Genomic DNA, 21744 nt, shown 5'->3' with positions numbered 1-21744 from the left:
CCAATTACTAATATAATTTAAACGATACCTCTTTGTCTAGGGGATAGAAGTTGCATATGAAAAAACTAGCACTACACTGGAAGATTATCATAGGAATGATTCTTGGAATCATTTTTGGTTTTATAATGAATACCATTGATGGTGGTAAAGGATTTGTCTCCGATTGGATTGCCCCATTTGGTACTATCTTTATCAATCTTCTTAAGCTCATTGCAGTCCCATTGATTTTAGCATCGCTCATCAAAGGTATTTCAGATTTAAAGGATATCTCAAAAATAAAATCCATGGGTTTACGTACTATTGGAATTTACGTAACAACTACTATAGTGGCAATTATTATTGGTTTAAGTATTGTAAATATTATAAAACCAGGAAATGGAATGCCGCAAGATACCATAGAAAAGATCAAGTTGAAATATGAAAACGATGCTGGTGTGGTAGACAAGCTTACTAAAGCAAGTGCACAAAAAGATGCTGGTCCCTTACAAGCCCTAGTGGATATTTTTCCAAGTAACATCTTCGAATCGTTTGTAGAGGCATCCATGTTACAAGTTATATTTTTCGCATTATTCGTTGGGATTTGTTTGCTGTTAATCGGCGAAAAGAAAGCAAAGCCATTAATCGATTTCTTTGACTCGCTTAACGAAGTGGTCATGAAAATGGTAGATTTAATCATGCTCTTTGCGCCTTACGCCGTGTTTGCTTTACTAGCAAACGTGATTATTGCTTTCGATGATACCGAAATTCTAGTAAAGTTGCTCATGTATGCGTTGTGTGTTGTGGGCGGACTCCTTCTAATGATTGGTTTCTATTTATTGTTAATTAGCGTTTATGTAAAAAAATCACCGATGTGGTTCTTGCAACAAATAAGTCCAGCCCAACTTTTAGCGTTTTCAACCAGCAGTAGTGCGGCAACTTTACCCGTAACCATGGAACGTGTTGAAGAGCATTTAGGTGTCGATAAGGAAGTGTCTGGTTTTGTGCTACCCGTTGGCGCTACCGTGAATATGGATGGCACCAGTTTATACCAAGGTATTGCCGCCGTGTTTATTATGCAGGTGATTTGGCCAGAAGGCTTAACATTTACCAACCAACTGGTTATCGTGGCTACAGCATTGTTGGCATCCATAGGAAGTGCGGCTGTACCTAGTGCAGGCATGGTGATGTTGGTTATAGTATTGGAATCCATTGGTTTTCCCGAGGAATTATTACCTATAGGTTTAGCACTTATTTTTGCGGTAGATAGACCTTTAGATATGTGCAGAACAGTGGTGAACGTGACAGGAGATGCTACGGTTTCGATGATGGTGGCAAAATCTTTAGATAAATTACACGACCCCAAACCTAAAGAATGGGACGATAATTACGAAAATGTAAAATAAGCAGAGAATCAAATTTTTAATAAATTTGTATGAATCGCTTATCCTGAGCATAGACGAAGAATCTTAAATTAATTGAGTACTATATAAATATATAAAAAATGAATGTGTGTTTTATAATGTATCCCTGGAGCGATATTGATCCTGAAAATGATACCAGTTTAGCTTTGATTAAAGAATGCGTTAAAAGAGGTCATGGCGTTGCGATGTGCACACCTGCAAATTTAACCATTCGAAACAGTGTAACAACTGCCAATTGCATGGTTATAGGAAGAATGGATAAAACACCAGCATCCTTAAAATCGTTTTATAGCAAAGTACAATTACGAGAAGAAATGTTGCCACTTGCAGGATTCGACGTGATTTTCTTTAGGGCAAATCCGCCGTTAGATCCCATCATGCTTAATTTTTTGGATTCTGTAAAGGACGATGTATTTATCATGAATTCATTAGAAGGCATGCGCGAAGCAAATAATAAACTATATACAGCCGCTTTTGGCGATGCGCACAGTAATATTATACCAGCAACGCATGTATCAAAAAGTAAAAACTATTTGATAAAACAGATAAGAGAATCTGCGGCAGATAAAATGATTTTAAAACCACTGAATGGTTTTGGTGGCTCTGGCGTCATTCTTATTGAAAAATCTGCTATGAGTAATATTAATTCCCTGTTGGATTTTTATATTAATAGTAGTGGAGACGGTACGTCTAATTATGTCATTCTTCAAGATTATATCGAAGGTGCCGATCAAGGTGACGTTCGCATTCTCATTTTAAATGGCGAACCTGTTGGCGCCATGAAACGGGTTCCAGGATCAGACGATCACCGATCAAATGTGTCGGCAGGAGGCAGTGTGCAAAAACACACATTAACAAAAACAGAAAAAGCACTCTGTAAGCAAATCGGTCCAAAACTGGTAAATGACGGACTTTATTTTGTAGGCATTGATGTTATTGGTGGCAAATTAGTTGAGGTTAATGTCATGTCCCCAGGCGGCATCACTTATATCAATAAAGTATATAAACTTAAAGTTAAAATTGAAGAAAAAGTAATTGACTTTTTAGAAATGAAAGTGATTGATAAATTACAGGCTTTTGATAGACGCACAAGATTGAGAAAAACAGTTCAAGATGCGTAATTGAGCCAATAGTTTTCAGTAACAGTAATCAGTTAAATCTTTTTTAATGAATTCTGATATTTTCCTAAATGAACCTATTGTTTCAGTTGCGTGGCTTCATAATCATTTGTATGCTAAAGATCTTATCATTTTAGATGGAACCATTAATAAGGAATTCAACGACGCACTATTGCAAATTCCTAATGCCCGCTTTTTTGATATTAAGAAGAAATTTAGTGATACTTCAAATCCGTTTCCTAGTGCTTTTCCTCCTTTACAACAGTTCCAAAAAGAAGCTAGGACTTTAGGAATTAACAAAGAGACGCCTATCGTGGTTTATGATGATAAGGGGATTTATTCTAGTGCCCGCCTATGGTGGATGTTTAAGGCTTTTGGTCATAATAATGTAGCCGTTTTAAATGGTGGTTTCCCAGCTTGGTTAAAATCGAAATACGCTACTGAACCGATGCAGAATTATCAAAGTGAAGCTGGTAATTTTGTCGCAAATCTTCAACCGGAATACATGACATTCTTTAATGATGTTAAAGCGGCTTCAGCAAACGAAACCCACAAAATTATAGATGCACGTTCCCAAGCAAGATTTAATTCAGAAGCACCAGAACCCAGAGAAGGCTTAAGAATGGGAACCATTCCAAATTCAGTGAATTTACCCTATATAGACATATTGAATGATGGCCTTTTAAAACCAAAGGAAGAATTGGTTAAAGCATTTGATGCTGTGGCTAAAAAAGACGATAACCTTATTTTCTCCTGTGGGTCAGGGCTTACCGCTTGTGTGCTGGCACTTGGAGCAACCATTACTGGATACGATAATATGTCGGTATATGATGGCTCATGGACAGAATGGGGAACTTTAGTAGAAAAATAAATTATGCAAAAACTACCATTAAACACGATAATTAATAAAATTAAGAACGAAGAAATTTTTGAAGCGGTGTCTTCAGATTATGCCTTCACTATAAAAATTGATGCATATGTACCGTATGTCTGCGGTGCCGTTCACGATGGGCATCAATTTAGAAAAGAGCTTTGGGATAATTGTTTACATACCGAATACGAACGCTGGTACGAGGAAGATCCAGAAACTAAAAACATGGTACAGTCCCATCCCATAGTTATTGCGGGTTGCGATTCTCGTTTTGAATATGATCTCAACCGGGCGCCTGACGATGCCATTTACGAAGATGCTTGGGGAAAGAAACTATGGAAACAGCCACTTACAGAGTCGATGAAGAAAAAGAGCCTTCAGAAACATCATAACTTTTATAAAGTCGTTGATACGCTTATGGGCACTTTAGAACAAAAGTTTGGTTTTGTAACCGTTTTTGATATGCATAGCTATAATAGGAAACGTTGGGATCGAGAAGTACCAACTTGGAATTTAGGAACCTCTAATATTGACAATGCGCGCTTTGGAGAAGCTGTTGAAATATGGCGCCAAAGCTTATCCGAAATGAACTTGCCCAACAATATAAAGTCAACATCAAAAGTGAATGACACTTTTCAGGGCAATGGTTATTTTTTAAGATTTATTACCAATAATTTCAAAAATATACTAGTTTTGGCTACTGAAATCGCAAAAATATATTGCGATGAGTATGAGCAAATCATGTTTCCAGAAGTGGTTAAAGCTGTAGAGCTAGACTTAAAAAATCACATTCCGTTACAGGCTCAAAAATTTTATAAAATGTATTCTGAATAAATGTTGGAAGAAAATACGATCGAAGATCAAATAATCGAACAAATTTGTGGTGGAATTAGCCATCATTTACCATTAAATCAAATATTGCCAAAAGGCGGCTTGCTTCATATAGACAAGTTATTGCCATATATCTGTGTTTTTAGGTATAAAAAGCCAGATGTCCATTTTGCTAGGCTTCTAAAAACACAAGCATCTTATATAATAGTAGATGAAACTATTGATATCTCACCTTTATTAAGGGCCATCAAACATTTGGTTGAAAAAAAGTTCGAAACGTTTTTAATATTGGAATTTTGGCCAGATAACGATTTTGAGTCTTCAGAGTTTAAAATTAGTTGTCCTAAAGCCAAAGCGCCAGGAACCTTAAAAGCTTTGCAGGAAGGCTTTGAGTCTTTAAGTGAAATTTATCCAAATTTGTCTTCTAGTATCAGCACGAGCATGGTTAGGCACCCAAAAAATTTGTCTCCGTTACTTAACGATGAAGATGCAAAAAAATCGGGAATTTTAGTTATTGGCGTATCTATTCCTGTTCTTTATAAAAATTTGGAAACGGATGAGTTGTATTCATTATTTTTTAGACAGTTTCATATCGTATTTTCAGAAACGGTGAAACGCGCTGCCTATGAATTTATCCGGATTCAAAATTCAGATCATTTTAATAATTACCTCATTTTAGGTAAGACGCATATTAGTGAAGTGACGGCGAAAGCAGATAGAGAGTTGGCAGAGATTAATGAAGGTATGTCATTTTTATTACGTGCCACACCTGTAAACAGTAACGAGGAATGGAAGCGGTTTAGGGATAATAATTTTAAAGAAACGCCATCGTTTAAATATAGATTGATTGCCTTAGATCCTGAGCTAGAAAAACGTAAACTCTATAATTTACCCATAGACGACATTGAAGATCCTACCATCGCATATATCCTTAGAGGGAAGCGGTTGGAAATTGAAAAACAATTAACCATGCTGGAAGAGCGTGGTACTAAAAATTTCAGATTTGTTGGTGAGAGTTTGTATGGGGTTTCAAAAAAAAATGTCATCAAAGAAGCCAAAAAAATACTAAAAGCTTATCCAAAAAGCCAAAACGTTAAAAATAAAAGACGATTAAATTGTCATGAATTCGCAGCACTTGCTAAGGAAGAATTGCATTATTATAATGAAAAGTTTCCTGATATAGAATTATCTCTGGAAATAAGAAATGATATTGCTGGCATCATGGTGTCTAAAAGTAAATTGTTAATAAATGATGAAATCTCTTTTGATGAAGGTCGCGCAGATGCATTAATTCAGCATGAAGTTGGCACGCATATACTTACATATTGCAATGGAAAAAGACAGCCTTTATGTCAAATGTATGAAGGTTTTGAAGGCTATGATCAACTGCAAGAAGGACTTGCCGTAATAGCTGAATTTTTGGTTGGCGGGCTTACCGTTAACAGGTTGCGTTTATTAGCTGGTCGAGTTATGGCTGTTAAATCAATGACCAATGGTGCAGACTTTATTGAAACCTTTAATTTATTAAGAAAAAAATATGCGTTTTCAGATCGCATATCCTATTATATTTCAATGCGGGTTTACCGCGGCGGAGGATTAACAAAGGATGCCGTTTATCTTGCTGGACTAATTGATGTGTTGAAGTATTTAAAAGAGGGCGGTAATTTGCAGAATTTATATACTGGTAAATTCAATTTAAACCATATTGATTTAATAGAAGAGTTGCTACATAGAGGCGTACTGAAGCAACCTGAGTTACCTCGCTTTTTAGAAAGAAAAGAAGTTAAGAAGCGTTTAAAGCACTTAAGGAGAGGTATTGAAATAACAGAGCTAACAAATTAATCGATAGGGCTCACTTTTTGATTAGAGTACCTCTACCTTGTATGAATATCCATTAACTAAATAAACGCATCATGAAACTTGCCTTCATTATAAATGATCATAAAACTGAAAAGCCAAATTATACCACACCTGGATTGGGGTATGCAGCCCATAAAAGAGGACATAATGTGTATTATATTGGTGTTGGAGAATTATCCTATGCCTCAAAAGGGCATCTTTCAGTACGATGTAAAACATTAAAGGAAGGGAATTTCAAAAGTCAGGAAACTTATTTTAAAGCGGTTCAAAAAGAAGAATTTTCAAGAATTTCTTCTGAAGATTTAGATGTCTTATTTTTGAGAAACAATCCCGCGGATGAAATTAATGAACGTGATTGGGCCTATAATGCAGCATCTATATTTGGTGAAATAGCCATGCGAAACGGCGTTATTGTAATTAATCATCCTACTACTTTAGCCAGTGCAGTAAACAAAATGTACTTTCAGCATTTTCCAGAAATCGTGAGGCCAAAAACAATTATATCCAGAGATCACGATGAAATCAGGGGCTTTTTTGAAAAACAGAAACAAAAAATGATATTAAAACCGCTACAAGGCTCTGGCGGAACCAATGTGTTTATGATGGACAAAAAGAATGAACATAATTTATCACAAACCATTGATGCTATTGCTAGGGATGGCTATGTGATAGCACAAGAATATTTGAAAGAAGCCACAGGGGGTGATACCCGCCTGTTCCTTATGAACGGTAAGCCTTTGGAATCTGCCGATGGTAAATATGCGATGATGCAACGGGTGAATGCATCCGGGGATATTAGAAGTAATATTCATGCCGGCGGAAAACCAGCTGCTGTAAAAATGACCGATAGAATTATGAAGCTTGCAGACATTGTAAGACCTAAATTAGTGCAAGATGGAATGTTTCTCGTAGGTATAGATATCGTAGGTGACAAGCTTATGGAAATTAATGTGTTTAGTCCTGGCGGATTAAATGTATCTAGCCAGATGTATGATGCAGATTTTAACACCCCGGTTATTGAAGCTATCGAAAAGAAGGTGCACTATAAAAATATGTATGGCGATTATTTACAAAACGTGCAGTTGGCCACGCTATAAAATTAATCTAAAAATTTACTTTTTAATTCTGGCGTAGGAATCATACAAGCCTCTTGTTTTCCATACCATTTGTATCTGTTTTTAGCGATATAATCGTAAACCCAATTCCTAATAAATGGTGGTATTATAAAAAAGATGCTCATTAAATGTTGTGGAAACCCTAAGTGGTGAGCAATTTTTAAAGCGGCAGTAGATTTATAATCCATGCCTTTTCCTGGTGTATATAAGAGTATGGAATCCATTTTTGAGGTATCAATATAATGCTCCTCAATAAGCGCTTTGCCTACCTCACTTTGTAATGGCGCAAATAAAAAGAGATTTGCCTTATCATATTTGATAATATATTGAACAGCGCTATTGCAAAGGTTGCAAACACCATCAAATAAAATTAATTTTTTGTCTTTTGGGATTTCTATCATGTTATTTTCTGCGCTCAACAAGTTCTAATAAATCTAAATTGATGTTGGTTGTAAACATGCCATAATTTACGATGGCTTTGTTTTTTTCAATAGTATCTATGCTTCCAATAGCTCTACCATCATGCATTCTAACACGGTCGCCAATTTTTAAAATGGGTTTAGGTTTGGGAGCTTCAATCGCTTTTTCTTTAGCTTTCTTTTTCTTTTGTCGGATAACTTCCACTTTCTTTTCAGCTTCTTGCTTAACCTGTGTTTCTTTGGCCTTTATCTGCTTTTTCTGTTTTACCGAAACTTTTTTGCGTTTTGAATTTTCAATCTGAACAATTTTGAAAAGTTCTGCCATGAGCTCGCGTTTCTGTTTATTATCAAAATACTTTTCTGCAACATCATTGAGTTTTTGTCCTAAATAAATCAAGCGCTGGTTACTGTCATATAATTCCTGATAGCTTTCTAATTTCTTCTGAATTTTCGCATTAATTTCTTCGAGCTTATCGGCTTCATCTATCTTTTTCTTTTCGTTCAACTTAAGCGATTGCCCCGTTTTTTCTAATTTAGACCGTTCTTTTTGAAGTTTGGCAATAGTGGCATCAAAACGCACTTTACTGCGCTCAATCTTCTTTTTTGCGCGATTAATCAAACTGTATGGGATACCGTTTTTTTGTGCCACCTCAAACGTAAAACTACTTCCGGCTTGACCGATGACTAATTTATAAAGCGGCTCTAATGTTTTTTCATCAAAAAGCATATTGGCATTGAGCATATATGGCAATTCATTAGCCAAAATTTTTAAATTGGAGTAGTGCGTCGTGATAATTCCAAAAGCTTCCCGGTGATAAAATTCCTCCAAAAAGGTTTCCGCTAAAGCACCACCAAGTTCGGGGTCACTTCCTGTACCGAATTCATCTATTAAAAACAGGGTGTTTTTATTACACTTTTTAAGAAAATAATTCATTTGTTTTAAACGGTAGCTATAGGTGCTCAAATGGTTTTCAATGGATTGATTGTCACCAATATCACTTAATATTCTATCAAATAAACATACCTTGCTACGCTCATGCACAGGGATTAAAAAACCACTTTGTAGCATCACTTGAAGCAGCCCAATGGTTTTAAGTGTGATACTTTTTCCACCAGCATTGGGACCAGAAATCACGATGATTCTACTATCCTGTTTTAGACCGATGGTCTGCGGAAATGTTTTTTCTTTCTTTTCTAAATTGTTTAAATAGAGCAGCGGATGGTAGGCATCTCGCAAATACATACTTCGGTCTTCAGATATTTCCGGAAGAATGGCATTCATGGATTTGGCATATTTCGCTTTTGCCGAAATCACATCCATATCCATTAAATAAGCTTGATAATTTTCTAGCAGTGGTAAGTACGGGCGTATAAAATTGGTGACCTCTTTTAAAATCCGAATAACCTCCTCATGTTCCTCATATTCTAAATTATTGAGTTCCCGTGAATGTTGCAAGGTCATTTCAGGTTCTATATATACAATACTTCCCGTTTTACTTCCGCCCATTATGGCACCTTTTACCTTTCTACGATACATCGCTTTTACGGCCAAAACCCTTTTGTTTTCTACTACGGACTCCCTAATATCATCTAAATAATCAAGATTGTGATAGGTATTTAAAGCTGTTGTAAAACTTTGATTTATTTTTCCTTTAATCTTATTTATCGTCTGGCGAAGGTCATAAAGCACATTGGAAGCATTGTCCTTAATATCTCCAAAACGGTCTACAATAGCATCCACTTTTTCGATAATAACCTTAGTGACTTCTATATGCGCACAGTGCTGGTTTAGCTGAGGATAATATTCTTCTAGTTTTTTAATGTAAGTAATAATCGTATTTACCGTTAGTGAAATAGATACAATCTTCTTTAACCCATGAACCTCTAAATAGGTGTTTTCAATGCGCAGTAATTGTAATTCCTTGCTAATGGCATCAAACCCATGATTAGGAATGCGGTTATCGTTATCATATGACGATACATACTCATTAGTTAATCCTAAACTCTCAAGTAGTAATTCTTTAGTCTTTAACGGACTAATTTGCAATGCCTGCTCATGACCTAAATGTGTAATGCAAAGCTCACTTACCTGTTTAAGTACAGTCGCGAATTCTAAATCTTGTAATGTTTTCTCGTGAATATGAATCATTTGGGTGCTGGTACTTTAGGTTGAAGGCAAAGTTATAAACATAGCTTGTGAAGCGGTTACTTTTTTTTAATTTTCTTTGTGTGAGAATAAAAAATGATAGAAGCGACCCCTCCTAAAATTGAAAACAAAGCCATAACAAAAAAAGCGTATTGATGTCCTAATTCGCCATGATAGCTGTCTAACAAATAGCCAATCAAAGGACCTGCAAAAATATCAGGTGTGTAACCGATAATAGATACCAAACCAACAACAGTTCCTGTTAAAGCAAGTGGAATATTAGCTTCTTGAAGGGTTGCAAAATACAATACCCGAGCAGAATAGACACCAAGTGCCATGAAAATGATAGATGCAAAAAACAGGAAAACCAGTGACTCTGAGATAATTCCAGAAGCAAAAATCACACTTGTTATTAGCATTAAGATAAAACCAATAATGAGCCATAAAGAGGCCTTTGTTTTATCGGCAAGTAAGCCAATAACCACACCTATAATAGGTCTAATATACAACAGCGTGGTGCCTATAGTAGCTGATTCAATATCATTATATAGCATCACATCCTTTGCATATAAACTAAACACATCAGTCATTTTATATCCAAAGTAAGCACAAAGAATGATGATCATCAATAACCACACGGATCTAAATTTCAGAGCACTTTTAAAATTGGATAGGGTTAGTGGGGCATTAGGTCGGACTGCTTCTTTGGAATTAAGTGTTTTTAAAAATATTAAAATTAAAACACCGATAAAAGCAATGGCTATGGATGAAAATAGAATCACATATTTGAAAGCTTCTTGTCGTTCCAATAAGGTAGTTTCAGCAATATCATGAGTCATAAATGAGGAGAAAACGAGCACACCAACTGCCCCAAAGCTTGCAGCTACAAGTCCGCGACCACCATCTAGAAACCCAAAGGCAAGCCCTTGTTTATCAGTACCGCCCCACAATCTGGTAGCTTTAATCATAGGCGCCCAAAAAAGGAAAATAGTTGTAAATCCCCAATATCCAAAAAGGAATTTCATATGTAAATAGGAGGGATAGGTCGCCATATAAAATCCGCCTAAAGCCGTCATAAATAGGGCAATACTCATTAAAACCCTAGGATTGTATTTATCAGCCAAAGGGCCACCAAATAAATATGAGACTAAAGCGATAATACCGTAAATTGAAAAACAAGTCCCTAACTGAAAATTGTCAATGCTAAAAGACTCTAGAAATGTAGGTCTAAAAATACGTGCCAGAACAAAAGGTAAAATAAACACTGCTTCTCCAGCCAATATGAGTAAGATAATAATGTATATGGGCTGTTTATTGTTTTTGTCTTTCATTAAACCTGTAAAACCCCTAAATTAAATTTTTTCTCAATAGGAGCATGATTGGCTGCCTCGATACCCATACTAATCCAGGTTCTAGTATCTAATGGATCAATAATGGCATCGGTCCAGATTCGTGCTGCTGCATAATACGGAGACACTTGGTTATCATAACGGTCTTTTATTTTATTAAAAAGTTCATCTTCTTTTTCTGGGGTAATTTTTTCACCTTTCTTTAAAAGCGATGCTTTTTCTATTTGCAACAATACTTTAGCTGCCGAATTACCACTCATAACCGCAAGTTCTGCACTTGGCCATGCCACAATTAGTCTGGGATCATAGGCTTTTCCACACATGGCATAATTACCAGCGCCATAGCTATTCCCGATAATAACTGTGAATTTTGGAACCACGGAGTTGCTCACCGCATTCACCATTTTAGCCCCATCTTTTATAATGCCACCATGCTCACTTTTACTACCTACCATAAATCCTGTAACGTCCTGCAAAAACACCAGCGGAATTTTTTTCTGATTGCAATTGGCTATAAAGCGAGTGGCTTTATCGGCACTGTCATTATAAATCACCCCTCCAAATTGCATTTCACCTTTTTTGGTTTTTACCAGTTTGCGTTGGTTGGCCACAATGCCCACTGCCCAACCATCAATCCTAGCATAGGCTGTAATAATGGTTTGTCCGTAGCCAGCCTTGTACTCATCATATTCTGAATTGTCAACCAAACGTTTTATAATGTCATACATATCGTATTGGTCTGCACGACTTTTTGGTAAAATACCGTAGATTTCCTCTGGATTTTCCTTGGGTTTTTTGGCATCGCTTCGGTTAAAGCCTGCCTTATCAAAATCACCAATCTTATCAATAATGTTTTTTATGGTGTCTAAAGCGTCTTTGTCATCTTTCGCCTTATAATCCGTAACTCCTGAAATTTCGCAATGGGTGGTTGCACCACCTAGCGTTTCATTATCTATAGTTTCACCAATGGCTGCTTTCACTAAATAACTCCCTGCCAAAAAGATGCTTCCCGTTTTATCAACTATTAAAGCCTCATCACTCATAATTGGTAAATAGGCGCCGCCCGCAACACAACTGCCCATAACGGCAGCAATCTGTGTAATGCCCATACTACTCATTATGGCATTGTTTCTAAAAATACGCCCAAAATGCTCTTTATCTGGGAATATTTCATCTTGTAAAGGTAAATACACACCTGCAGAATCTACCAGATAAATAATGGGTAATCTATTCTCTATGGCAATTTCCTGAGCTCTTAAATTCTTTTTTCCAGTAATGGGAAACCAGGCACCAGCTTTAACCGTGGCATCATTGGCGACCACAATACATTGTTTTCCTTTTACATAGCCAATTTTGATGACTACACCACCTGAAGGACAACCGCCGTGTTCTTCATACATACCTTCTCCTGCAAATGCACTAATTTCAATGGCTTTGGAGCCTTTATCCAATAAATAATCGATACGCTCTCGGGCTGTTAATTTCCCTTTTCCATGATGTTTTTCAATACGCGATTTACCACCACCCAAACTTACTTTTGCAAGACGTCTATTAAGTTCTGAAATTAAAAGTTTATTATGATCTTCGTTTTTATTGAAGTTAATATCCATGTAGTATTTAGTTTGTTGCTAATGTACAAAAGTTGCTATTCACGTGAAATAGGAATCTATATATTTTAAATTGATTGGTATAACGTTTCTTAAAGAAACAATAAAAATATTACATGGAAATATATTCCTTGGAATATAAAACTATTTTTTATATCTTTGACTAATAAAATTTACAGAATATGAAACACATAATAACTTTTGCAGGAAGTAATAGCAATACGTCAATTAATAAACAATTAGCAACCTATGCTTCAAGTTTGGTTGATAACGTAAACATTGAAATTTTGGATTTAAATGATTTTGATTTACCAATTTATGATATCGATTTAGAAAATGAAAAAGGCATTCCAGACGATGCGCATCGATTTTTAAATCTTATTAAAGGGTCTGATGGCATTATATTGTCTTTAGCAGAGCATAATGGAGCATATGCCACCGTATTTAAAAATTTATTTGATTGGATGTCTAGAATTGATGGCAAACTATGGAGTGAAAAACCTATGCTGCTCATGGCAACATCTCCGGGGGCTAGAGGAGGAGCAACTGTTTTAGATATAGCAAAAGGACGTTTCGGGTATATGGGAGGTCATATTGTTTCAGACTTTTCTTTACCATCTTTTAATGATAATTTTTCAGAAGGGAAAATCGTCAATAAAGAATTAGATAAGGTATTAAAAAATAAGGTAGAAGCATTTAGTAAAACAATATAACCATGGAAGTAAAACAAAAAGATACCGACAAGCGCGGACGTTTTTATGTGGGAATTGATGGCGTAGAAAAGGCTATTATGACTTACAGTCGGGCAGGTCAAGATAAAATAATTATAGACCACACAGAAGTAGACGAATCGTTGAGAGGTGAAGGTATTGGTTATAAATTGGTAGAAGCATCTGTTAAGTATGCTAGAGCCAATAATCTTAAAATTATGCCGTTGTGCCCGTTTGCCAATGCTATTTTTAAGAAAAATTCTGAATATGCTGATGTTTTATTTTAAATTATAATGATGGGAGATTTATCTAAAGACATACAATCGAAATTCGCCAATAATAGAATAAAAGCCATGCTTAACATTTTATATACGGCCAATTGGATCACGAGTTATCAAAATGAGTTTTTTAAACCCTTTGGTATCTCACCGCAGCAATACAACATTTTAAGAATATTAAATGGTGCTAAAGAACCTTTAAATGTACAAATTATAAAGGATAGAATGATCGAACGGTCACCCAATGCTACACGGTTGATGGATAAATTATGTGCAAAAAATTATATAGAACGATTGCCGTCGGAACAAGATAGACGGGTTGTGAAAATAGCAATTACTAAATGTGGCATTGAATTATTGGAAACGATTCCAAATAATTTTAATAAAAATATTTTAAAAAACTTAAACGAAGATGAAGCAGGGCAATTAAGCAATCTATTGGATAAAATGCGATAACTAAATTCCTGCGCAGGCCGGAATCTCTCAAGAAAAAGAGAAACTTTTTTTAGTTAAATATTTTCCATGGAAAATAAATAATTATTTATTATGAGATTAAATACAATTAAAACGATAGGACGAAGCGACTTCGTCAATATGGGCCCTATAAAATTAAGACAGCCATTACCAACACAAGAATTAGATATGGTTGATCCCTTTATTTTATTACATCATTACGGACCCTATAAAATTTCAGAGCAACACAACCCTTTTGATTTAGGGCCACATCCACATCGCGGATTTGAACCTGTTACCTTTTTATTTCAAGGTGAACAGTTACACAGAGACTCATTGGGTAACGAAAGTGTGGTGAGTGCAGGGGACGTTCAATGGACAACCGCGGGACGGGGCATTATTCATGCCGAAGCACCAACCAAAGCGTTTGTTAAAAAAGGAGGGATGCTTGAGGGGATCCAGTTATGGTTGAATTTACCAGCTGAAAAGAAAATGATTCCAGCTAATTATCAACATGCAAAGCACGAGGATTTTAGAACAGTTCAATCGAAAGATAAACTTGTAGGTGTCCGAATTGTCGCTGGCTCAATAGCGGACACCTATGGGCGTATTCAAACACAAACCGAGGTTAATGCGTTTGTCATTGATGTTAAAAAGGGAGGAAAACACAGCATCAACATCTCAAAAAACCATCAATCCATGCTGTATTTAATTCGTGGCAACGTGATGGTAAATGATTCAGTGTTCTTAGAATTAGATGAAAATCAGCTCATTCAATTTAATCAGGATGGCGAAGGCTTTTCAATATACGGTCAGGAGGATAGTAAGTTACTGTTCCTTTCGGGTGAACCGTTTAATGAAAAAGTAACAAGCTACGGGCCTTATGTTATGAATACACAAAAAGAAATTATGGAGGCCATGCGCGATTACCAGCAAGGTAAAATGGGCTTTCTTCCTTTAAGTTAATTCAAATAAATGAACACATTATGAAACATTCATTACTAAATTTTCGACATACAGCGGAATGATTATATGGATGTTACATCTGACAGATAAAAAAAATAAATATAAACATATGAAAACAATTATAGATAAAGCAGATAGCAGAGGATTTGCAAATCATGGTTGGTTAAAATCTTATCACACATTCAGTTTTGCAAGTTACCAAAACCCAGAACGCATGAATTTTGGAGCGCTTCGAGTTTTAAACGATGATGTTGTGCAACCTAAAATGGGCTTTGGTACGCATCCGCATCAAAATATGGAAATCATTTCGATTCCACTAAAAGGCGCGCTTTCACATCAAGACAGTATGGGGAATAAACAGGCTATAGAAGTAGGGGAAGTCCAAGTGATGAGTGCAGGAACAGGCTTAACACATTCTGAATTTAATGATAGTACAACCGATGCAGTTAATTTTTTACAATTATGGATTATTCCAGAAGAGACGGGTGTTACACCAAATTACGAGCAGCGTAAATTTGAGTCAGGCAAACAGAAAAACAAATTGCAAACGGTGGTTGCTCCTTACAACAAGTTAGAGGCAGAGGCACTACCCATTCATCAGCAAGCTTATATATATCGAATAGATTTAGATTTAAATGAAAGCATAGCATTGTCAGCTAAAAATGATAATAATGGTTTTTATGTCTTTGTTGTAAACGGTGAAATCCTTGTTGATACGCATGTGCTGACATCGCGAGACGCTATAGGTATCTCAGAAACCAGTTCGATAGACATTCATGCTAAAAAAGAATCTGAATTGATAATTGTTGAAGTTCCTATGATTTAGTGAAGGGATTGATCCAAAAGAATTCCTCGATGGTACTGCTTCGGGGTTTCCGAATTAACCTCCCCTTTGGGGAGGTCGGAATTGCCTTTCTCGCAATTCAAGGTGGGGCAAAATAAAAAATTTCAAGAAATTTTTTATTAGCAAAAAAGCATCCTACTTAGGGTGCTTTTTTAGTCGAAAAGTACGATATTTGTTTTTCGACTAAAAACTAAATTTAGAACATATCAGATTATGGCAATGAATAAAAATACGGTTTTAGCTTGGGCTACAACCATAATGATTGTAGTAGGCTTGGGTTTAATAGCCATGGGAGCATTTAAATATGATGATGTTGCTGGTTGGGGATTCGCCGCAGTTGGCATTGGCTTTTTTGCCATAGCGTGGGTTTTTAATGCTTTAAAAGGAAGGGTTTAGAGGTTTTAGATTTACGAATAGCGATTGCAGATTTCTGATTTTCCAAAAAATGATAAACAATTAAACGTATCAACGAATAAACGTAAAAAATGAGTGACGATAAAAAAGTGATTTTTTCAATGTCTGGTTTAACCAAGACGTTTCCAGGAGCGAATACACCCGTATTGAAAAATATTTATTTAAGTTTTTTCTACGGTGCCAAAATTGGGATTCTAGGATTAAACGGCTCGGGAAAATCCACTTTGCTTAAGATTATCGCTGGGGTTGACAAGAACTACCAAGGTGATGTGACGTTTCTACAAGATTATTCCGTAGGTTTTCTAGAACAAGAACCAAAATTAGATGATGATAAAACGGTTATAGAAGTCGTGCGTGAAGGTGCGGCCGAAACCGTTGCTATTCTTGACGAATATAACAAGATCAATGACATGTTTGGCTTAGAAGAAGTCTATTCTGATACAGATAAAATGGAAAAATTGATGAACCGTCAAGCGGAACTTCAAGATCAGATTGATGCCGCGAATGCTTGGGAACTTGATACAAAATTAGAAATAGCCATGGATGCGTTACGCACTCCAGAGGGTGATAAAAAAATAGGAATCTTATCTGGAGGAGAAAAGCGCCGTGTGGCCTTATGTCGTCTGCTGTTGCAAGAGCCGGATGTATTGTTGTTGGATGAACCTACAAACCATTTAGATGCTGAATCTGTGCATTGGTTAGAGCATCATTTAGCTCAATATAAAGGGACCGTGATTGCTGTAACGCACGATAGATATTTTTTAGATAATGTTGCGGGATGGATTTTAGAATTGGACAGAGGCGAAGGAATCCCTTGGAAAGGGAACTATTCGTCGTGGTTGGACCAAAAATCGAAACGTATGGCTCAAGAAAGCAAAACCGCTTCCAAGCGTCAAAAAACTTTGGAGCGTGAGCTGGAATGGGTACGTCAAGGCGCTAAGGGCCGTCAGACGAAACAAAAGGCACGTTTAAACAATTATGATAAGTTGATGAGTCAAGACCAAAAGCAGCTTGACGAAAAGCTTGAAATTTACATTCCTAATGGCCCCCGTTTGGGAACCAACGTAATTGAATCCATTGGGGTAGCCAAAGGATATGATGATAAATTGTTATATGACGATTTAAATTTCAACTTGCCCCAGGCAGGTATTGTTGGTGTTATTGGACCTAACGGTGCTGGTAAAACGACTATTTTCAAAATGATAATGGGGGAGGAAACGCCTGATAAGGGTGAGTTTAAAGTTGGCGACACTGCTAAATTAGCTTATGTCGATCAGAAACATTCCAATATCGATCCAGAAAAAACCATTTGGCAGAATTTTAGCGATGAGCAAGAATTGATTTTAATGGGGGGCAAAGAAGTAAATTCCAGGGCTTATTTAAGTCGATTTAATTTTTCTGGCGGAGAGCAAAACAAAAAAGTAAAACTGCTTTCTGGCGGAGAGCGTAACCGCTTGCATCTAGCCATGACTCTTAAAGAAGAGGGTAATGTATTACTTTTGGATGAGCCTACTAATGATCTTGATGTGAATACCTTACGTGCTTTAGAAGAAGGCTTAGAGAATTTTGCTGGTTGCGCGGTGGTTATTAGTCACGACCGTTGGTTTTTAGATAGAATTTGCACGCATATTCTAGCGTTTGAAGGCGACTCGCAAGTCTATTTCTTTGAAGGTAGCTTTTCTGAATATGAAGAAAACAAGAAGAAACGGCTTGGTGGCGATTTGATGCCAAAACGGATTAAGTATAAAAAATTGGTAAGATAAAAGGTTTAGTGCGCTCACTGAAACGTGGGCGTTTTTTAATTATAAATATGGTCGGCACCTAGTTTATAATTAGTATTGATATCGATGTTTTCTATATCTTCAAAATGATTATCGAATGTCTTTGATTTGATTTTGAATAGATACCACATGTTCATCAACATACAGTATTTTTTTTGTTAGTAGCGCTACAAGCATTACCATAAAAACAAAAATTGTAGTAAAGATTAATGCAATCATAATTCAAAAATTATTTATTGTCATACATATGACCATCAGTAAAATCTTTATATTTCTTATTCTCCTCGTCAGATTCTGAAGTATTCAGATTATTTAAACGGTCATTCTCCTTTTTAAGTTTATAGGATTTTCTAACTCCCAAAAGCAATAATACCCCAAAAATCACCACGACCACAATCAGTACGGTAACAATATCAGATTGACTTATTAAAGAGATTTTGAGTAAGACTTGGGTCTTAGCGTTAAGTAACATGGGTTTTGAAGTTTGGGTTAACAACAATTCAAATATAGTTTATTTTGCTTACTAATTAACTATGAATGAAAATACTAGGTATAAATTCATCATTTATATACGTCGTTTTAAATGATGCCAAGTTGGAAACACGATAAATTACCTATATCTTTAAAGTCGGAAAGCGCATATAATCAGCTTATTTATTGCCTTTCAGACTAAATTAATAAATCCAAACCTTTGTCTGCCTTTTACTTAATTACATATGAAAACAAAGTTAAGAAATATAGAGCATCATGTCCTTTCTAATGCATGGGCAACTTTAACAAAAATTGATTATGATTATCAGTTTAAAAATGGATGCTGGAAACGCTTATCTCGTGAAAGTTATAATCGAGGTAATGGCACCGCTATACTACTTTACAATACTGTAAAACATACCGTTATTTTAACGAAACAATTCAGAATGCCAGCCTATGTTAATGATGCTAGAGATGGTATGTCTATTGAAGTTTGTGCTGGTGCTATTGATAAAAATGAAGATCCCGAAACCTGTATCATTCGCGAGGTTGAAGAGGAAGTAGGTTATAAAATAACGTCGGCTACTCAAGTTTTGGAAGCTTACACCTCACCAGGTGCGGTTACTGAAAAGATGTATTTGTTTGTAGCAGAATATAAGGATGAAATGAAGGTTAATGAAGGTGGCGGGCTTGAAGTTGAAAATGAGGAAATTGAAGTGATGGAATTGTATTTTAAAGATGCGATCAACATGATTTCATCAGGAGAAATTATTGATGCCAAAACCATTATGTTGTTGCAATACGCACAAATTAATCACTTGCTCTAAGACTGAAACAGTCAAATAAAATAATCATCAATTATATAAAACAGTTTAACTATAATAACCAAAATATGAATAGAACATGTTATGCTATCGCGATATTAGTATTGATTTTTTCTTCATGCAAACAGAAGGAAGAAGCTTCTAAGAATATAGTAATCGAAGCACCTGAAGCTAAAAAAGTATCAAAGGAATTGACGATTCATGACGACACCCGGATTGATGATTATTTCTGGATGAGATTAAGTGATGCCCAAAAAACGGCTGAGACACCAGATGCTCAAACGGAAGACGTCATCGAATATTTGGATGCTGAAAATGACTATTTAAAACAAGTTATGGGGCATACCGAAGCTTTACAGGACACCTTGTATAATGAAATTGTGAGTCGAATTAAAAAGGATGATCAATCGGTGCCGTACACTGACAATGGTTATTCTTATTATACGAGATTTGAAAAAGGAGCAGACTATGCGTTGTTCTGCAGAAAAAAAATAGAAGATGGAGCTAAAGAGGAAATCATGCTCCATGGCCCAGAAATGGCAAGTGGGCATACCTATTACGGTATTGGAAATCTTTCTGTAAGCCCAAATAATGAGTTGCTGGCATTTGGTATCGATACCATTTCCAGACGTCAATACAGTATTTTTTTTAAAAACCTAAAAACTGGCGAAATTTTAAAGGATAAGTTAAGTAATACTGGTGGTGGTGCGACATGGGCTAATGATGGAAAAACGATATTTTATACAACCAAGGATCCACAAACCCTAAGGCAGAATAAAATTGTAAAGCATGTGATAGGTACAGACCAATCTAAAGACGTCGTCGTTTATGAGGAATTAGACGACACGTATAGATGTGGCGTATTTAAAACAAAATCTGATGCTTATTTAATGATCGGTAGTTTTCAAACACTGTCTTCAGAATATAGATATTTGGATGCCAATACACCAAACGGCACATGGAAAGTAATACAACCTAGGGAAAAGAACTTAGAGTATGGGGTCGATCATTATCAAGATCATTTTTATATCAGAACCAATCATAATGCAAAAAACTTCAAACTTGTTAAAACACCGGTAACAAAAACTAAAAAGGAGCATTGGGTAGATGTCATATCGAATAGAGACTCAGTGTATTTACAAGGCTTTGATATTTTTAAAAACTATTTGGTGGCACAAGAGCGAAAAGAAGGCTTAAGAACCATCCGTGTGATGTCTTGGAGCGGTCAGGATTATTATATAGAATTCAATGACCCTGCTTTTTTCGCAGCTCCGACTACAAATATGGATTTCGATACCGATATCTTGAGATATAGATACAGTTCGTTAACAACACCTAATAGTACGTTCGAGTATAATATGACTACTAAGGAGCAAGTACTTTTAAAACAAGAGGAGGTTTTAGATGACAATTTCTCTGCGGATAATTATACTTCGGAGCGATTGTATGCCACGGCTACAGATGGCACTAAAATTCCGGTTTCGATGGTATATAAAAAGGGTATAGAAAAAAGCGGAAAGAATCCTCTATTGCTATATGCGTATGGCTCTTACGGAAGCAGTATGGAACCCACGTTCAGTTCGTCGCGTTTGAGTTTATTGGACCGTGGTTTTGTTTACGCCATAGCTCATATTAGAGGTGGCCAAGAAATGGGCAGGGATTGGTATGAAAACGGTAAATTATTAAAAAAGAAAAACACCTTTACAGACTTCATTGATGTTGGGAATTTTTTAGTTGAAGAAGGCTACACTAACAGTGATCATCTATACGCTTACGGTGGTTCAGCCGGGGGATTATTAATGGGCGCCATATTAAATATGAAACCAGAATTATGGAACGGCGTGGTTGCTGCGGTTCCTTTTGTTGATGTGGTTTCAACCATGCTGGATGAATCCATTCCCTTAACAACATTTGAATTTGATGAATGGGGAAATCCAAAAGACAAAACGTACTATGAGTATATGAAATCGTATTCACCATATGATAATGTTGAAGCGAAAGACTATCCAAATATTTTGGTAACTACGGGTTATTGGGACAGTCAAGTGCAGTACTGGGAACCAGCTAAATGGGTTGCAAAATTAAGAGCTCTTAAAACAGATGACAATCTTTTAATTATGGATTGTAATATGGAAACTGGACATGGCGGCGCCTCTGGGCGTTTTGAACGTTATAAAAGGCAAGCACTAAGCTATGCGTTTATATTGGATTTAGAAGGGATAAAAGAATAAATAGAGCAACACTTTTAGAGAAATAAACCTGACCCAAATTGGTCAGGTTTATTTAT

General features: G+C 36.1%; 20 protein-coding genes. 15 read left to right on the top strand and 5 right to left on the bottom strand.

Annotation, left to right across the window (positions count from 1 at the left end):
- Nucleotides 1-56 precede the first annotated feature (56 nt).
- The 6 genes from FAF07_RS18215 to FAF07_RS18190 all read left to right on the top strand — a co-directional run bounded on the left by FAF07_RS18215 (nt 57) and on the right by FAF07_RS18190 (nt 7177).
- A complete protein-coding gene (locus FAF07_RS18215; protein WP_142786461.1) occupies nt 57-1382 on the top strand; it encodes a dicarboxylate/amino acid:cation symporter in 1326 nt (441 codons plus the stop codon).
- A gap of 98 nt (nt 1383-1480) precedes the next feature.
- Nucleotides 1481-2521, top strand: coding sequence for a glutathione synthase (gshB, locus tag FAF07_RS18210; protein ID WP_142786460.1), 1041 nt, complete (start codon nt 1481-1483; stop codon nt 2519-2521).
- 46 nt (nt 2522-2567) lie between these two features.
- Nucleotides 2568-3389 carry a sulfurtransferase gene (locus tag FAF07_RS18205; RefSeq protein ID WP_142786459.1) on the top strand — a complete coding sequence of 274 codons (822 nt, stop codon included), beginning with the start codon at nt 2568-2570 and terminating at the stop codon, nt 3387-3389.
- Nucleotides 3390-3392: 3 nt separating this feature from the next.
- A complete protein-coding gene (locus FAF07_RS18200; protein ID WP_142786458.1) occupies nt 3393-4223 on the top strand; it encodes an N-formylglutamate amidohydrolase in 831 nt (276 codons plus the stop codon).
- The gene (locus tag FAF07_RS18195; protein WP_142786457.1) at nt 4224-6062 is read left to right on the top strand and encodes a flavohemoglobin expression-modulating QEGLA motif protein; all 1839 of its coding nucleotides are present in this window, start codon (nt 4224-4226) and stop codon (nt 6060-6062) included. It begins immediately after the preceding gene.
- Nucleotides 6063-6133: 71 nt separating this feature from the next.
- Nucleotides 6134-7177: a glutathione synthetase gene (locus tag FAF07_RS18190; protein ID WP_142786456.1), complete on the top strand. Its 1044-nt coding sequence runs from the start codon at nt 6134-6136 to the stop codon at nt 7175-7177.
- 2 nt (nt 7178-7179) lie between these two features.
- Here the strand turns inward: FAF07_RS18190 and FAF07_RS18185 are convergent, their stop codons facing one another.
- From FAF07_RS18185 to FAF07_RS18170, 4 genes are read right to left on the bottom strand one after another with little or no spacing between them, the layout of a single operon-like run.
- Nucleotides 7180-7596 (bottom strand): thiol-disulfide oxidoreductase DCC family protein, encoded by a 417-nt coding sequence (locus tag FAF07_RS18185; RefSeq protein WP_142786455.1) that lies wholly within the window; start codon nt 7594-7596, stop codon nt 7180-7182.
- A 1-nt stretch (nt 7597) separates the two neighbouring features.
- Nucleotides 7598-9763 (bottom strand): endonuclease MutS2, encoded by a 2166-nt coding sequence (locus FAF07_RS18180; RefSeq protein WP_142786454.1) that lies wholly within the window; start codon nt 9761-9763, stop codon nt 7598-7600.
- A 56-nt stretch (nt 9764-9819) separates the two neighbouring features.
- Nucleotides 9820-11091, bottom strand: a complete 1272-nt coding sequence (locus FAF07_RS18175) for an MFS transporter (RefSeq protein WP_142786453.1) — start codon at nt 11089-11091, stop codon at nt 9820-9822.
- Nucleotides 11091-12719, bottom strand: coding sequence for an acyl-CoA carboxylase subunit beta (locus FAF07_RS18170; protein ID WP_142786452.1), 1629 nt, complete (start codon nt 12717-12719; stop codon nt 11091-11093). Before FAF07_RS18170 ends, FAF07_RS18175 begins: the two co-directional genes overlap by 1 nt.
- A 179-nt stretch (nt 12720-12898) precedes the next feature.
- Here FAF07_RS18170 and FAF07_RS18165 point away from each other — a divergent pair, with 179 nt between their 5' ends.
- The 7 genes from FAF07_RS18165 (at nt 12899) to ettA (ending at nt 18144) form a co-directional block, all read left to right on the top strand.
- Nucleotides 12899-13429 carry an NADPH-dependent FMN reductase gene (locus FAF07_RS18165; protein WP_142786451.1) on the top strand — a complete coding sequence of 177 codons (531 nt, stop codon included), beginning with the start codon at nt 12899-12901 and terminating at the stop codon, nt 13427-13429.
- A gap of 2 nt (nt 13430-13431) precedes the next feature.
- Nucleotides 13432-13713: a GNAT family N-acetyltransferase gene (locus tag FAF07_RS18160; protein ID WP_142786450.1), complete on the top strand. Its 282-nt coding sequence runs from the start codon at nt 13432-13434 to the stop codon at nt 13711-13713.
- A 9-nt stretch (nt 13714-13722) separates the two neighbouring features.
- Nucleotides 13723-14160 (top strand): MarR family winged helix-turn-helix transcriptional regulator, encoded by a 438-nt coding sequence (locus tag FAF07_RS18155; protein ID WP_142786664.1) that lies wholly within the window; start codon nt 13723-13725, stop codon nt 14158-14160.
- Nucleotides 14161-14250: 90 nt separating this feature from the next.
- Nucleotides 14251-15123 carry a pirin family protein gene (locus tag FAF07_RS18150; RefSeq protein WP_142786449.1) on the top strand — a complete coding sequence of 291 codons (873 nt, stop codon included), beginning with the start codon at nt 14251-14253 and terminating at the stop codon, nt 15121-15123.
- Between the two features lie 109 nt (nt 15124-15232).
- Nucleotides 15233-15949 carry a pirin family protein gene (locus tag FAF07_RS18145; RefSeq protein WP_142786448.1) on the top strand — a complete coding sequence of 239 codons (717 nt, stop codon included), beginning with the start codon at nt 15233-15235 and terminating at the stop codon, nt 15947-15949.
- Between the two features lie 231 nt (nt 15950-16180).
- Nucleotides 16181-16363 (top strand): CAL67264 family membrane protein, encoded by a 183-nt coding sequence (locus FAF07_RS18140; protein ID WP_142786447.1) that lies wholly within the window; start codon nt 16181-16183, stop codon nt 16361-16363.
- Nucleotides 16364-16452: 89 nt separating this feature from the next.
- Entirely contained in the window at nt 16453-18144 is a 1692-nt protein-coding gene (gene ettA / locus FAF07_RS18135; RefSeq protein WP_142786446.1) for an energy-dependent translational throttle protein EttA, read from the top strand.
- Nucleotides 18145-18391: 247 nt separating this feature from the next.
- Here ettA and FAF07_RS18130 read toward each other — a convergent pair whose 3' ends face one another.
- Nucleotides 18392-18634, bottom strand: a complete 243-nt coding sequence (locus tag FAF07_RS18130) for a hypothetical protein (RefSeq protein WP_142786445.1) — start codon at nt 18632-18634, stop codon at nt 18392-18394.
- A gap of 244 nt (nt 18635-18878) precedes the next feature.
- Here FAF07_RS18130 and FAF07_RS18125 point away from each other — a divergent pair, with 244 nt between their 5' ends.
- Both FAF07_RS18125 and FAF07_RS18120 read left to right on the top strand, forming a co-directional pair.
- Complete coding sequence (locus FAF07_RS18125; RefSeq protein ID WP_142786444.1) at nt 18879-19460, top strand: NUDIX domain-containing protein; 582 nt, start codon at nt 18879-18881, stop codon at nt 19458-19460.
- A 65-nt stretch (nt 19461-19525) separates the two neighbouring features.
- Nucleotides 19526-21688, top strand: a complete 2163-nt coding sequence (locus FAF07_RS18120) for a S9 family peptidase (protein WP_142786443.1) — start codon at nt 19526-19528, stop codon at nt 21686-21688.
- The last annotated feature ends 56 nt before the right edge of the window (nt 21689-21744 follow it).

Origin of the sequence: Changchengzhania lutea (assembly GCF_006974145.1) — a bacterium.
GTDB lineage: Bacteria > Bacteroidota > Bacteroidia > Flavobacteriales > Flavobacteriaceae > Changchengzhania > Changchengzhania lutea.
The sequence above is the reverse complement of the archived record's forward strand: the minus strand, read 5'-3'. Positions and strand labels throughout refer to the sequence as shown.